At 35.6% G+C, this 15,201-nt stretch carries 10 protein-coding genes; 1 reads left to right on the forward strand and 9 read right to left on the reverse strand.

Annotated elements, in window-relative coordinates; all coding sequences use genetic code 11:
• Positions 1–87: 87 nt before the first annotated feature.
• The 5 genes from ACTJJ9_RS14855 to cls form a co-directional block, all read right to left on the reverse strand.
• Positions 88–837: a DeoR/GlpR family DNA-binding transcription regulator gene (locus ACTJJ9_RS14855; protein WP_145582053.1), complete on the reverse strand. Its 750-nt coding sequence runs from the start codon at positions 835–837 to the stop codon at positions 88–90.
• Between the two features lie 154 nt (positions 838–991).
• On the reverse strand, positions 992–2,770 hold the full coding sequence (locus ACTJJ9_RS14860; RefSeq protein ID WP_145582051.1) for a methyl-accepting chemotaxis protein: 1,779 nt from the start codon (positions 2,768–2,770) through the stop codon (positions 992–994).
• 257 nt (positions 2,771–3,027) lie between these two features.
• Positions 3,028–4,335 carry an extracellular solute-binding protein gene (locus ACTJJ9_RS14865; protein WP_145582049.1) on the reverse strand — a complete coding sequence of 436 codons (1,308 nt, stop codon included), beginning with the start codon at positions 4,333–4,335 and terminating at the stop codon, positions 3,028–3,030.
• 183 nt (positions 4,336–4,518) lie between these two features.
• Complete coding sequence (locus tag ACTJJ9_RS14870) at positions 4,519–5,553, reverse strand: substrate-binding domain-containing protein (RefSeq protein WP_145582047.1); 1,035 nt, start codon at positions 5,551–5,553, stop codon at positions 4,519–4,521.
• 394 nt (positions 5,554–5,947) lie between these two features.
• Positions 5,948–7,396 carry a cardiolipin synthase gene (gene cls / locus ACTJJ9_RS14875; RefSeq protein ID WP_145582045.1) on the reverse strand — a complete coding sequence of 483 codons (1,449 nt, stop codon included), beginning with the start codon at positions 7,394–7,396 and terminating at the stop codon, positions 5,948–5,950.
• 294 nt (positions 7,397–7,690) lie between these two features.
• Here cls and ACTJJ9_RS14880 point away from each other — a divergent pair, with 294 nt between their 5' ends.
• The gene (locus tag ACTJJ9_RS14880) at positions 7,691–8,986 is read left to right on the forward strand and encodes an aminotransferase class I/II-fold pyridoxal phosphate-dependent enzyme (RefSeq protein ID WP_145582043.1); all 1,296 of its coding nucleotides are present in this window, start codon (positions 7,691–7,693) and stop codon (positions 8,984–8,986) included.
• Between the two features lie 138 nt (positions 8,987–9,124).
• On the opposite strand, the gene lmr(B) is transcribed toward ACTJJ9_RS14880, so the two are convergent.
• From lmr(B) to ACTJJ9_RS14900, 4 genes are all read right to left on the reverse strand, one after another.
• Positions 9,125–10,582, reverse strand: coding sequence for a lincomycin efflux MFS transporter Lmr(B) (gene lmr(B), locus ACTJJ9_RS14885; protein WP_145582042.1), 1,458 nt, complete (start codon positions 10,580–10,582; stop codon positions 9,125–9,127).
• A gap of 491 nt (positions 10,583–11,073) precedes the next feature.
• Positions 11,074–12,417 (reverse strand): hemolysin family protein, encoded by a 1,344-nt coding sequence (locus ACTJJ9_RS14890; RefSeq protein WP_145582040.1) that lies wholly within the window; start codon positions 12,415–12,417, stop codon positions 11,074–11,076.
• Between the two features lie 89 nt (positions 12,418–12,506).
• Positions 12,507–12,908, reverse strand: a complete 402-nt coding sequence (locus ACTJJ9_RS14895; RefSeq protein WP_440768702.1) for a MerR family transcriptional regulator — start codon at positions 12,906–12,908, stop codon at positions 12,507–12,509.
• 310 nt (positions 12,909–13,218) lie between these two features.
• Positions 13,219–14,913: a methyl-accepting chemotaxis protein gene (locus ACTJJ9_RS14900; protein ID WP_145582038.1), complete on the reverse strand. Its 1,695-nt coding sequence runs from the start codon at positions 14,911–14,913 to the stop codon at positions 13,219–13,221.
• Positions 14,914–15,201 lie beyond the last annotated feature (288 nt).

Here is a 15,201-nt window from a genome sequence, read left to right on the forward strand (position 1 = left end):
GGAAGTTCCGGTAAATCCGTGCAAAGGGAGATAGCCTTCTCTAGCCTCCCAATGCTCAGTAACTAATAGAGATTTTCAATCTGATGATTATTTCGCAAGATAAAGCTTAGTTTTTTCTGTATATCGGTTCAACCGTATTGTTTCATCAACACTTGTGATAATTTTTGCTTTGTTTAAATCAGCAAACTTAGCAAATGATACTTCACCAAGCTTTGTATGATCTGCTAGCACATAGGCTTCTCGTGAAAGAGAAATTGCTTTTTCTTTTATATGTGCCTCTTCAGGATCAGGTGTTGTATATCCTAATTCAGGATGTATCGCATTTGCCCCAATAAAGCATTTATCAAAGCGATAATTTTGAATGCTTTCAAATGCATTTCGCCCAATTAAGGCTTTTGTTACTTTTTTAACATAGCCGCCGATTAAATAGGTTGTAATATCTTTATCTAGTAAAGCTTCTAAATGGTCAACACCATTTGTCACAACAACAAGGTTCTTTTGCTTTAAAAAAGGGATCATTTGAAAGGTGGTTGTACCTGCATCTAAATAAATGCATTCCTCATCATGGATAAGCTCAGCAGCATATTTTGCAATTTGCTTTTTTTCCTGAAGGTTTTGCGTTGCTTTCTCGATAACACTTCGTTCCTGACGTTTCTTTTGCAAGAGGGATGCCCCGCCATGGACACGTTTTAAATAATGTTGTTTTTCAAGCTGATCCAAATCTCTCCTCAATGTAGATTCAGACGTATTTGTTAATTCAACTAGCTCTTGAATTTTCACATGTTCCTTTTCATTTAATAAATCTAAAATTAATCGATGACGCTCAGTAACAAGCAAGTTAATCCCCCATCCTATTTATCCCGTATACCCATGATAGACCTCCAATGAAATGTGGAGGTCTATCACGTTAATCAAAGGAAAGTCTCATATATAGATATCCTTATTATATAAAATTCTCTTATAGTTTCCAAAAAATCGTCTACTTAATTGTTTATTTATAAAATAGCTTTAACTTTTTCTTAGTTTTTTGTATTTTTCTCTCTTGTTGTCTACTATTTTCTTCTTTAGATGACACATTAAATTTGCTTACGATGCTCTGAAGCTCATTTGCCATATGACTAAGCTCCATTGCTGATTTTGTAATTTCATCCATCGATGCGTTTTGTTCCTCGGAAGCTGCTGCAACATTTTGCGTGTTTCCAGCTGCTTGCTCAGATAATGCAGCGACCCCATTTATTAATAATACCATCGAATCAGAGCTTGCTGAGACCTGTTGAACGACTGCAGATACATCCTGTGTATGTAAGGCAACCTCTTCAATTTTTTTAGCAATCTCTTTAAACGCGTTACCCGTTTCTTCAACCTTTACAATCCCGCCATCAACAGCTTCCGATCCAGCTTGCATCGCTTCTACCGCATTCGTTGCTTCGTTTCCTATTTCTATAATTATTTGACTAATTTCTTTTGCTGCATGACTAGATTGTTCTGCAAGCTTTCGAACCTCATCGGCAACAACAGCGAAGCCTCTTCCGTGCTCTCCAGCTCTTGCAGCCTCGATCGCTGCGTTTAAGGCAAGTAAATTCGTTTGATCAGCAACCTCGGTTATTAATGCAACAATTTTACGAATTTGTGCAGATTTCTCTCCTAGTGAATTAACAACCTTTGCTGTTTGACGAACTTGAGCTTGTACAGCATTCATTTGTGAAACTGTATCTCGTACAACGATATCCCCTGCAGCTGCCCGCTCAGTAGCTTCAGTTGATATATCTGCGACAACCTGAATAGACGATGCAGCTTGATTCATGCCTTTAGAAATTTCTTCGACAGCATTATTCGCTTCGATTGCTTGATGCATTTGTGATTCAGATCCACTTGCAACCTCTTGAATGGAAAATGTAATTTGCTCAGACGCTTTAGCTGATTGCTCTGCGCTAGCTGTCAGCTGTTCAGATGTGGCCGCAACCTGCACTGAATGTCCTGATACTGTTGTAATGACAGAGCGTAAACTTTTCGTCATTTCATTAAAATCCTTTGCAAGCTGACCAATTTCATCCTTATTGCGAATCGTTATTTCCTCGTCAACAAGATTTCCGCTTGCAACCTGTCTTGCCTGCGCTGCCATTTTACGGATTGGGATTGAGATATTTCTAGATAAAATATTCCCGAGAACAACAGCTAAGGAAATAGCAATAACAATGAAAACGAGCGATAAAATATTTGATCTTGTATAACGCTCGTCAATTTCCTCACTAGCCTTATTAGCACTTTTCTCACTTAATTCAACAAGCTTATTCATATTAATATTAATACTTGATAAGCTCCAGCTTGCTTTACGGAGGATTTCCTCTGCCTTTTCAACATTATTAGCCTGTCCTTCTGCCATCATCTCTTCATGCATAGCAAGGTAATCATCCCATTCTTTTTTAACATCGTCGTAAAGCGTTTTCTCTTCTTCATTTGATAAAAGAGCTTCATATTTTTTCGTCACAGCCTTATGTCTTGATAATAACGCTTCCATTGTTAAAGCGTATTCCTTACGGTTACTCTCATTCGTTGAGTTGACGTAGTAGAGCTCTTGTGTAACGAGGCTGTTCATAATATGTCTCATTTCAGAAGCGTAAATAACAGAAGGAAGCTGGTGCTTAGAAACCTTTGCCGATTCCGACTTTATACTGTTCATATTCATCATATTTACTACGCTTAAGCCAAGGATAATAATAATGATAGAAGCAAAAACGAGAATTAATTTTCTGCCAACTGTCAATTTCATATTCGTTCCCCTCTCTCTATGTTACTTTATTTTCAAACCTTAATAACTTATCGATTAAGTTCACACTTCTAATATCGGCTTGAATTCTTATTCTTTAAGGAAAATTTACATTTAATTAACACTAGAAGCTAATTATTCCCATGATGACAAAAAAAGGGAGTGTCCATATTCATTTGGACACTCCCTTTTTTTAATTATTAGCTTAAAAATAATTTGTTTTTTTAGTAGAAACTGTACAAAGTTTTCACCTCTACGATTTATTTCGTTACTTTTGCACGGGCTTCCTTCCACTTATTATTTAGGTCTTTCATAATATCATCAAAACTTTCATCTGTATTTCCAATAGCAGATTCAATGATACGTTGTTTAAATTCTGGTTGGAATAAACCGATTTCCCCTTCGTTGTCAATTGCATCGACCCAGCCTTCTTGTCCTTCTTGAGCTGGTGCATTTCTTAACAATTCAACACCTAATTCTTCAAATGAAGCTAACGTATCTGGCAGCTCTTCACCAATGACTGGAGAGATTCCACCATTGTCAAGCGCATAATTGGATTCATTAATAAACCAATCAAGCCATGCTCGTGCAGCTTCCTTATTTTCACTGTTTTTATTAATCCCAATTTTGTAATCTCCACTGCTTTCTGAATATTGCTTTCCTTCATGATTATATGGGAATGGCATATAGCCAATATCATCTGGATTTTCAGCTATATCTTGAATTTGTGTAATCGCCCATGAACCTAATACCATTGTTGCAATTTCACCATTTGCTAACATTTTCTTTGAGCTTTCCCAATCAGTCGTTAGTGGATCCTCTTCAATTAATCCTTCTTTGGCGATATCATGCATCAATTTGTATAAAATATAATGTGGCTTACCTTCTGAGAATGGGTCATCCATATTTGCCATTTGAACATTAACATAATCTTCAACCCCTGCGATAGACAAACGGTTTGGCTCCCATTGAGTTAACGGCCAGCCTGCCGCATAGTTTGTATAATAAGGAATCGCATTTGTTTCTTCTTTTACTTTTTTTAATGCCTCTAAAAATGCTTCTGGTGTAGTTGGTATTTCTGAAATACCCGCATCTTCAAAAACTTTTTTATTAAAGACAATTCCTTGAGCGTTTACAACAACCGGAATACCATAAACATTGTTTTCATAAGCATCTTCATCAACATGTAAATATTTTTCACTTAATTCATCAATTGTTCCAAGCGGCTCAAAGTAGTTTCCTAGCTCTTGAACTGGTACTTCATTCGGTATGAGTAAAACATCTCCATATTCTGTAGAATTCATACGGATTTTCACTTGTCCTTCATAATCTGTAATTGCTTCAAATTCCACTTTTATATCTGGGTATTTTTCATTAAATTTTTTTGCATAGTCCTGGAATACTGTATCAACAATATCAGTGCGATTTGTTAACACAAGGATTTCACCTGATGGACCATCAGTTCCATTCGCATTTCCCTTACTTGAGCTCTTATCAGTTTGAGAACAACCTACTAATAAAGAAAAAATCATCATACTAAAAACTAGCACCTTAAATAAGTGTTTCATCAAATATCCCCCTTTTGTTAAGTAATCGTTTAAGTAATTAATATTCTATTATGAAAACGCTTACTTGTCAATATAATGATTTTCGCAAAAAATAATGAAATATTTTTAGTCAAAAAAAGGCCACTCCTCCTAATGAACCTTTGCTCATTTTGGAGAAGTGAACCTATATTAGATTACTATTTTTTATGCCATATCTGCAGCTTGTTTATCTTCCGTCATTTTTTTTACAGAGTCACGGAATACAAGCTTTCCTTTTACAGATATTTGTTCCCATTTTTTCTTTTTCGTTTTTAATTTTGAAATAATTAAATTAACAGCTGTTCGAGACATTTCTTCAATATCAACCTCTACTGTTGTTAGCTTAGGTTCCGCAATTTGTGCATATATATCATTATCAAAGCCTACGACTGAGCAATCCTCAGGTACTCGATAACCTAATGAATCTAGCTTATTAATTAAATTGTATGCAACTTGATCACAGTTACATACAAATGCTGTAGGAAGCTTTTCAGGAAGCTCAATATCAATATACTTTCCCCGTTCATCACGGTCATTAATAATAAACTGTTGTTGTAAAGGCAGCTTATGCTCTAGCAATGATTTATAGAAGCCTAAAAAGCGGTCTTGAATACTGCTTGTTGAGTAAATGTTCCCTACGAAGCCAATATCTTTATGACCGTTTTTGATAAGGTAGTTTGTCATTTCATAGACACCATAGAAATTATCTGTAATCACCGTATCGGCTTCGGCATCCTCATTATAAAAATCAATATAGACGATCGGTATTTCAATTCCATTTAGCAGATGGATATATTCATTGCTTATTTGTCCTAATATTAACAATCCATCAACCTTTTTATCATAATAGATTCGTGGAAGAACTTTATTTTCTTCATCCTCTGAGCTTAAAATATGAAGAATTCCACTATATTGATGCTGATCTAAGACTCGGGCAATATGCTGATAAAATTTCAAATAAAAGGATTGGATTTCTCCTGTAAAACGTTCTGGTATAATAACGCCAATATTATAAGCTTGGCCTTCTTTCATTGATTTTGCTAAAGTATTAAATCGGTAGCCCATTTCCTCTGCAACTTCTTTAATTTTCTGCTTTAGCTCCTCACTTACGCCCTCTTTATCATTTAGTGCTTTCGAAATGGTGACACTACTAACACCAAGTCTTTCCGCGATATCTCGCATTGTTACGTTATTTCCCAAAATACCCACCTCTCCGACATTTACTATGTTCAAATTTATGATGAGTTAAACCAGCAGTACACGATAATGGTTTAACTTTTAAGTTATAATCAAATCCAACATCCATTTAACTCAGGATGTATAATAATTAAAAGCTTACCTTTATGAAAACGTATATTTACATATATTATAAAGTAACTTTCACTTAATTGCTCGAATTAAGTTGAAAAAATTATGATAAGTTGAAATGATGATAAAACAGATTAGGCATAACAGTCTCTCTCGAATAGCGAAAAGATGTAAGAAGCCATCTGTAATCATCCGATGGTTCCCTTAATAAAAATGCCCATTCTATGAATAATAGAGCCTAAAAAATGAGAGTAGGTCATACAGGCTAACATACTCTCATCTATTTTTATAAAATTGGTGATAATAAACGCGAAACAGACTCTTTAAAGCGTATCGTTTTTGAACGATGATGATACGCTCCTAATGTAAGCTCCCTTGAAACCTCGATATCTTGTAGGAAATGCTCATAAAGCTCCATCGCTATTGACGAATCATAAACGAAGGCATTCACTTCAAAGTTTAATTTAAAGCTTCTCATATCAATATTCGCTGTTCCTACTGATGAAATTTCATGGTCAACAATTATCGTTTTTGCATGGATAAAGCCATTATCATAAATATATACTTTAGCACCAGAGTTTAGCATTTCCCCTATATATGACATCGTTGCCCAATAAACAAACGGATGATCCGGTTTGTTTGGAATCATAATTTTGACATCCACCCCGGATAAGCAAGCAATTTTTAAAGCATCAAGTAAACTCGCATCAGGAATAAAGTACGGTGTTTGAATACAGATTGTTTTTTTAGCAGTTGAAATCATTTTAATATAGCCATTTTTAATCTGTTCCCAATCTGAATCAGGCCCACTAGTAACAATTTGTAGGCTGCTGTTTCCGGTAACACGTTGATTCGGAAAATGGTTTGGGATATAAGGCACCTTCTTTTTATTTGTCGCCTGGTTCCAGTCAAGGATAAAGCGCGTTTGAATCGCAAATACGGCTGGACCTTGAATACGAAGATGTGTATCACGCCAGTAGCCGAATTTCGGATCAAGTCCTAGATATTCATCCCCAACATTAAATCCGCCGACATAGCCAATCTGTCCATCAATAATAACGAGCTTACGATGGTTACGATAATTGAGCCGTAAATTGATCCATCTTAGTTTAGACGGGAAAAATCGTTCAACCTCCCCTTCTGCAGCTAATAATTCTGCGAAAAACGATTTTCTTAACCCTCTTGAACCAAGATCATCATATAAAACTCTGACCTTTACTCCTTGCCTTGCCTTTTTCGTTAATAGCTCAATAAGCCGCTTCCCTAGCTCGTCATTATGTAAAATATAATATTGTAAATGAATATGGTCTTGTGCGTTTTCAATATCAGTCATTAATTGCTCAAATTTATCTTTGCCGTCTGTAAAAATATCAATTAAATTATGCTTTGTTAACACTGCATCATTATTAATTAAATGCATATAAATGAGCTGTTTATATGCTCTTTCCGTATCATTTTGATATTCAAATGTATCATTGCGAATTTGTTCGACCTGCCTGTTCAGCAAGGTTTCAATCCCAAGCTTTTTGCGGTCCTCCCATTGAAATAAATGATAGCGGCTCAGATTTTGCCCAAATAGAAGGTAAAGTAAAAACCCTAACAACGGAATAAAAAAGAGGACAAGTAACCAAGCCCATGAAGCAGTCGCATCTTTTCTCTCTCTAAAAATGACAATAATAGCAAACGCAATATTAAGAAAGATAATAATTCCAAGTAATATAGCTACAATGTGCATCATTTTTCCTCACTTCTTCAAAACTTTTACTATATTTAATCGTATAAATTGAAGCGAACGTCTAGAGTGGAAGCAGAACGGAAGATTAGATATAGCCTTTGTATTTATAATTAGTCGTTCCTTCTACACTAGTATAACGTGAATGTTCTATTAGGGTAAGCCTCATCATAATTCACTTATGTAAGAAAAATAAATTTGTTGATAACTCTGTGAGATATATCTTTAGTATGTTAAAATATCTCATAATGAATTTTCAATCTATATTATCTATTCCATAGAGGTGAACAGGAAATCATGAACGAATTAGCACAAGCGTTAAACAAGTCGATTCAAGCAGACAACGAATACGTCTATGATATGTTGTCCCAGCTAGGAAAGGAAATGTTTTACCCAAAAGGAATCTTAAGTCAATCAGCAGAAGCTGGTAAAAAGGCACATCGTTTTAACGCAACGATCGGAATAGCTACGGAGAATAACCAGCCGATGCATTTTCAGCATATTCAAAATATGTTCGGTGAAGAAATCTCACCAAAGGATTTATTCCCATACGCTCCACCTCAAGGTAAAGAGGAGCTTCGCAATGTGTGGAAGAAAAAAATCCTTGAAGATAACCCAAGCCTGAAGGAAGAATTAATTGGAACACCTGTCGTTACAAACGCGCTTACTCATGGACTTAGCATTGTTGCTGACTTATTTGCGGACGAAGGTACTCCCGTTATCCTACCAGACAAATATTGGGGAAACTACAACATTACGTTTAAAACCCGTCGTGGAGCGACAACTGTCACATACCCTCTTTTCAACAGCTCAAATGGCTTTAATGTTGCTGGTTTGAAGGAAGCAATTCAAGCGCAAAAAACGGCTGATAAAATCATTGTTTTATTAAACTTCCCTAATAACCCAACTGGCTATACACCAGTTGAAGCAGAAGCAAAGGAAATCGTGAACGTCCTTAAAGAAGCCGCAGAAGAAGGCTTAAACATTATCGCCTTAATCGATGATGCATATTTCGGATTATTTTATGAGGATTCAATTAAAGAATCCATTTTCAGCTATTTAGCTGATGCTCATCCAAGAATTCTTGCTGTTAAGGTTGATGGCGCTACAAAGGAAAACTATGTTTGGGGATTCCGTGTCGGGTTCATAACATATGCAAGCAATAGTCCTGCAATCCTAAATGCTTTAGAGCAAAAAACGAAAGGTATCATTAGAGGAACGATTTCAAGCGGTTCTCATCCTTCACAAACAATTATTTTACAATCATTGCAATCAAATGAATTCCCAGTTGAGAAGGAGCAAAAATTTGCCCTTATGAAAAGCAGAGCTGATAAAACAAAAGAAGTTCTTGCTAAAGAAGAATACAACAAATATTGGACATACTATCCATTTAACTCTGGGTACTTTATGTGCCTAAAACTTCATAACATTAATGCAGAAGAGCTTCGCGTTCACCTATTAGATAAATACGGTGTTGGAACAATTTCAATTAACACAACGGATCTCCGCATTGCCTTCTCTTGTGTAGAGGCTTCAGATATTGAGGAGCTTTTTGACTTAATCGCAAAAGGTGCAGAGGATTTGCAAAAATAAATTCAGTAAAAATGATGACTGTCTCTTAAGGAACTTCCTTGTTGAGACAGTCTTTTTTGTTGCATTTTTGGTCTCATTTAAGCGAAAAAAAGAGAAACGGAAAGCACATTACCATGCATCCATTTCTCTTTATTTTTATTAATAATCAACCTTCACTCGCTTAATAAAGAAAGCGATAATTAACGCAATAATTGCAGCACCGAGAGCAAAGAGGAAACCATCCTGAATTCCAGCTGTTAATGCTGCTGGAATATGTGCTGGATCCTGTGGGTTATCCACTTTTGATAAGTAGTCGTGCTGTCCTGCAGACATAATACTTACACCAATCGCTGTTCCAATAGCTCCTGATACTTGTTGAAGTGTATTCATAATCGCTGTTCCATCAGGATAATATTCCTTTGGTAATTGATTTAACCCATTCGTTTGAGCTGGCATCATAACCATTGAAATTCCAATCATTAATAAGATGTGAAGAGCGATAATAAAGCCTGTTGTCGATGTTGTCGTTAATCCAGAGAATAACCACAAATCAATTGCAACAATGACAAGTCCAGGAATGACAAGCCACTTCGGTCCATACTTATCAAACAGTCTTCCCATAACAGGAGATAAAAGACCATTTAAAACACCGCCAGGAAGAAGAATTAATCCCGCCGCAAAGGCCGTTAACACTAATCCACCCTGCAAGTAAAGTGGCAATAATAGCATCGATGAAAGCATAACCATCATACAAATAAATACAAGGATGACAGCAAGAGTAAACATCGGATAACGGAAGGCACGTAAGTTAATCATCGGCTTTTCCATTTTAAGCTGACGAATGCTAAATAAAATAAGGGAGACGGCACCAATGATAATAAAGGCAATTACCTTCGGACTGCTCCAACCTCCTTCCCCTTCACCAGCACTACTAAATCCAAAAACAACTCCTCCAAAACCTAAAGTTGACAAAATTACAGATAAGATATCAATCTTCGGCTTTGTTACTTCTGTCACATTCTCCATATAAAGTATGCCTGCAATTAAACCAATTACTAAGAATGGTAGTGATAGCCAGAAAATCCAATGCCATGTAAGATTCTCAAGAACTAAGCCTGAGATTGTTGGTCCTACAGCAGGAGCGAACATAATAACTAAACCAATCATTCCCATTGCCGCCCCACGCTTTTCTGAAGGGAAAATTAATAAAATTGTATTAAACATTAACGGTAAAAGTAATGCAGTTCCCATCGCTTGGAACACACGTGCAACCATTAAAACTTCAAAGCTCGGAGCAATCGCTGCGATAAACGTTCCTACAATCGATAAACATAATGATGTAATAAACAATTGTCTTGTTGTAAACCATTGAAGCAATAGCCCTGATACAGGGACTAAAATACCTAACGTTAACAAATAACCAGTCGTTAACCATTGAATCGTTGCTGCATTTGTATTGAAGATTTGAATTAAATCGCTAATCGCAATATTCAAGGCTGTTTCACTAAAAAGACCTATAAAACCACTTATAAGAAAAGCGACCAAAATCGGAACAACCTTATATGTTTTTTCCGGATTCTGACTCGCTGTTGCACTTGCACTTACACTTGCATCCATATTGAATCCCCTCTCTAATTATCATTTTTGAATCATGTGTATATGTATTACACACATATAAAGGAAAGCAAAGCCTACAAACTTACCTTTCAAAACTACAATCCATAATCAATTCCTACACCATCACCTATACAAGCTTTGGTTAGCAGCCCCTTCCCTTTCCTTCATCCAAAAACAAACTTTCCTGTCAATAAATTGCTTTCTTTTTCTTTGACCGCTAAATTATAGATGATGATTTGCATTTATGTCAATTTTGAAGTTTTTAAAATGATCAATTTATAAATCATTCATTTATGTAAAGGAAAAAATCTCTCTAGCAATTAATCTATCGTTAATACCCTAAGGACTTCCTAAGGTCTCTTATACTCCTAGCATTTGAATTGAACTCGAGAGTATATGAACAAATGATATGTTTTTAATTGATTTTATAAAAGATGAAAACCCTAAGGCATGCCTAGGGTTTCATCTTTTATTAAAAGAATAATTATATTTTATTCATCTTCATTGTTTTTACTATTGTTAAATGCGATGACATTATCCTTACCTTTCATTACCTCTAAATAATGAATTTGATGACCATCACTATTATGTACTTTAAATATGAAACCAGCTTCTTCAACCTTAGCACCGACACTTGCGTCAAAGTTTTGTGTAAGGAACCATCCGCCAATTGTATCAATATCCTCATCAGAAAATGCTGTACCAAGGAGATTATTTACATCTTCTATAAGAAGTTTCCCATCGAGAATGTAGTGGCCGTCATTTATTCTACGAATTTCTGGTATTTCATCTTCATCGAATTCATCTCGAATTTCACCAACGATTTCCTCTAAAATATCCTCTACCGTTACTAATCCTGATGTCCCACCATATTCATCAATTAAAATAGCTAAATGTGTTCGTTCTTTTTGCATTTTCAATAACAAATCATGGATTGGGATCGTTTCGATGACACGAATAACTGGGTTAATAAATGTATCGATTACAAATTCCTTATTGCTTTCCATATCTGTAAATCTAGAGGTTAAAAGCTCTTTTATATTTAGGAAGCCTACTATATTGTCCTTGCTTCCATCTGTTACAGGATAACGGGTATACTTCTCATTTTTAATAAGCTCTAAAATTTCATCATAGGAATCTTCGACTGAAATTGATACAATCTCAGTTCGTGGAACCATGATTTCTTTTGCTAACTTCTCGTCAAATTCAAATATATTATTGACGTACTTAAGCTCATTTTTATTTATTTCTCCACTTTTATAGCTTTCAGATAACAAAATTCGAAGCTCTTCCTCAGAATGTGCTAATTCATGCTCAGAGGCTGGCTTCAGTCCAAATATTCCTACTAAAACACGGGCAGATCCATTTAAGAACCAAATGAATGGATACATAATTCGATAGAACCATATAATTGGATTTGCAAACAGCAATGTTACCGTTTCTGCTTTTTGTATTGCAACGGTTTTTGGGGCAAGTTCACCGACTACAACGTGCAAAAATGTTACTAACGCAAAGGCAATACCAAACGATAAGATATGTGTTATCGACTCGTTAAAATGTAAATATTCAAACAAGGGATGTAATATCTTTTCTACGGTTGGTTCTCCTAACCAACCTAGTCCTAAAGCTGTGACAGTAATCCCCAACTGACACGCTGATAAATATTCATCCAAATGTGAAACTACCTTTTTTGCCGCCTTTGCCCCTTTCTTTCCTTCAGCAATTAATTGGTCAATTTTTGACATCCTGACCTTTACAATAGCAAACTCTGTTGCCACAAAAAAACCTGTTAAAGCAATTAATAGAAAAATTAAAATTAAGTTAATTGTCGTCAATGAGTAGTCCTACAAAAGTAAGACCTACACCTCCTAATAAATTGTATGATTGTTTATTATTCACTATTTCATCCATGAGATTCACCTTGCTAATTAAGCAGAAGTAACAAAGATTGAATTAATGAGAGACTTTCGTGTGAGACATGCTTTTTAACATATTCCTGATTTTTTATGTTACCTTTATCTAGCTGTGATAACACTTCAGTTACATCCTTTTCTAAGCATTGAATTTTCAATCGTAGTTCAAGGACATCAATTTCTTCTGCATTCTCTTCAATTATTCTTCTTTTTATTTCATCTAATGACATACCATCAGCTTTATGTTTTTCAATTAATTTTATTTGTTCAACTGTCGATTTATCGTAGTAGCGATAATTAGAAGCAGAACGTTCTGCTTTTAACAACCCTAAGTTGGTATAATAATCGATCGTTCTCTTTGTTACACCTGTTATTTCTGCAAGTTCTCCTATTTTCAGCTTTTCAGTCCCAATCGTTAAACCTCCAAACTATAACGTGATGGTTTTATTATATTTGTACAAATTCATTTCAACAACTATTCAAGTGAGTAATTAATAAAATGTTCACAAATATAAGTGAATGCTTCATTTATTGCTAGCACCTTGGACTATTCTTAGCTCATTATTAAAGCATTAACAATAAATACGATTGAACATAGATAAAGGTTTCAAAAATTTACTCTTCTCATGATAAAAGAGAGAAAAGGGGGTGTATTCTGTCCCCTCTTCAACTATTCATTTCTGTTAGTATTTTAAGGCTAGTCTAATTCAATAAAAGTCACACCTAAAGCTTAAATGTATTAACAGTATCCTTCAGTTTTGTCGCAAGCTCTGATAACGTACCGGCAGATGCTGAGATCTCCTCCATCGTCGCCATTTGTTCTTCTGTAGATGATGCAACGTTTTGTACATGAAGTGAGGATTTTTTAGAAATCGCAGAAATTCCGGCTACTGATGCTGAAACCTCCTGTGCACTTGCTGACATTTGTTCAGAAGTTGCCGCTATTTCACTAGTTTGATCCTTCATTTTATCCATTGTTTTTATAATTTCCCGGAAAGCAATATGTGATTTGTCGGCTATTGTTAACCCGTCTTGTACATCAGCTTTTACCTTGCTCACCGATTTGTTTGAACGTTCCATATCTTCCTGAATTTCAGAAATCAACTGTGAAATCTGAGCAGATGATTTTTGTGATTGTTCAGCAAGTGCGCGAACCTCTTCTGCAACAACTGCAAAGCCTTTTCCATGCTCTCCCGCTCGTGCAGCCTCAATCGCTGCATTTAATGCTAGTAAATTCGTTTGGTTTGCAATTTCATTTATCACCTTTGTAATCGAATCAATTTGTTGTGATCGTTTATCAAGCAGTGCGATGACTTCGCCTGTTTCTTGAACAGAGGTATGGATAGCATGCATCTGTGTTACTGTTTTTCCGACATAGTCACCGCCAAGAACTGCCTGTTTATTTGCGCTTTGTCCAGCCTCAACAATTTGTGACGTACTTTCAGCCATATTATTTATTCCGAGCGCAACTTCCTCTAACGCTATTGATGTTTCCTCAACACTATTCGTTTGCGCATCCGCGCCATTTGCTACTTCTTGAATCGAATCGGCTACTTGTGCTGACGCTAAACTTGTTTGCTCAGCACTTGCGTATAACTCTTCAGATGAAGCAGCTACCTGTTCAGACGTCTCGACGACATTGCTTATGAGCATTTTTAAACTATCCTTCATATGACGATAGCTTGTTGAAAGCTCCCCAAGCTCATCCTTTGTATTATCAATGATTTCGATTGTAAAATCCCCTCTCCCCGCATTTTCCAAAGCATTTGAGAGTGAACGAAGTCTTCTTTTTAAATTTCGCGTAAACAAGAAGACGATAATCGATGCTATAACGATAATAATTAGTAATGAAATGATAAATTTTACTATAAAGCTATTAATTGTATCATCGATAACCTGCTGTGATGCACCAACATAAAAAATACCGATCGCATCACCATTTTTATCATTTAGTGGCATATAAGCTGATTGATAAAGATATTCAGCCACCTTTGCTTCTCCGTAGTACTTTTCACCTTTCTTTAAGACTGCCTCAGCAACTTCCTCAGAAACAGTAGTCCCAATCGCCCGTTTTCCATCAATTTTAACATTTGTTGCGATTCTCGTATTCCCTTGAAAAATTGTGACAGTATCGTCTGTTTCCTCACCAATCTGATCCACAAGCGCAAAGTTTTCATTCATAAGCTCGTTGCCTTTATACAAATTTCCGTCCTTAATCTCCCAATCACCAGGAAATCTACTATCTATATAAGAATAAGCTAACCCTAAATCACCCTTTGCCTTCTCAATTGCAAAGCTTTTGATCCCTTTTGTTACCTCTTGAACAACTAATGCACCAATTGTTACCGAAAAAAGCAAGATGATAGCAACAACAATGAGATTTATTTTAGTCCCGATTTTTAATCTCCCTTTTAACATAAATGTTCTCCTTTACTTTATATGTATACATATATATCGGATCATTTAATAGAGATTTTTAGATTAAAATTATTTTTAGATGATAATTTTTATTAGAAAATATACCCAATTAGAGCAGGTATATCAAATCATCAAATCGCTTCCAATACAAACAAAGGAATGCCCCCTAGGTACCGACCCCCAGAAGTTAGAGTAATAAATCTAACTTCTGGGGGTATTATTATGGCCAAATATAGTGAGGAATTTAAAATAAAGATTGTTACCGAATATTTGAATGGAAATCTTGGA

It is taken from the genome of Metabacillus sp. 22489 (assembly GCF_052044855.1).
Lineage (GTDB): Bacteria > Bacillota > Bacilli > Bacillales > Bacillaceae > Metabacillus > Metabacillus niabensis.

Coding starts and splice junctions, on each gene's coding strand:
- ACTJJ9_RS14865 (WP_145582049.1), bottom strand. CDS start 4,335: ATGAAACACTTATTTAAGGTGCTAGTTTTTAGTATGATGATTTTTTCT.
- cls (WP_145582045.1), bottom strand. CDS start 7,396: ATGCACATTGTAGCTATATTACTTGGAATTATTATCTTTCTTAATATT.
- ACTJJ9_RS14860 (WP_145582051.1), bottom strand. CDS start 2,770: ATGAAATTGACAGTTGGCAGAAAATTAATTCTCGTTTTTGCTTCTATC.
- ACTJJ9_RS14900 (WP_145582038.1), bottom strand. CDS start 14,913: ATGTTAAAAGGGAGATTAAAAATCGGGACTAAAATAAATCTCATTGTT.
- ACTJJ9_RS14880 (WP_145582043.1), top strand. CDS start 7,691: ATGAACGAATTAGCACAAGCGTTAAACAAGTCGATTCAAGCAGACAAC.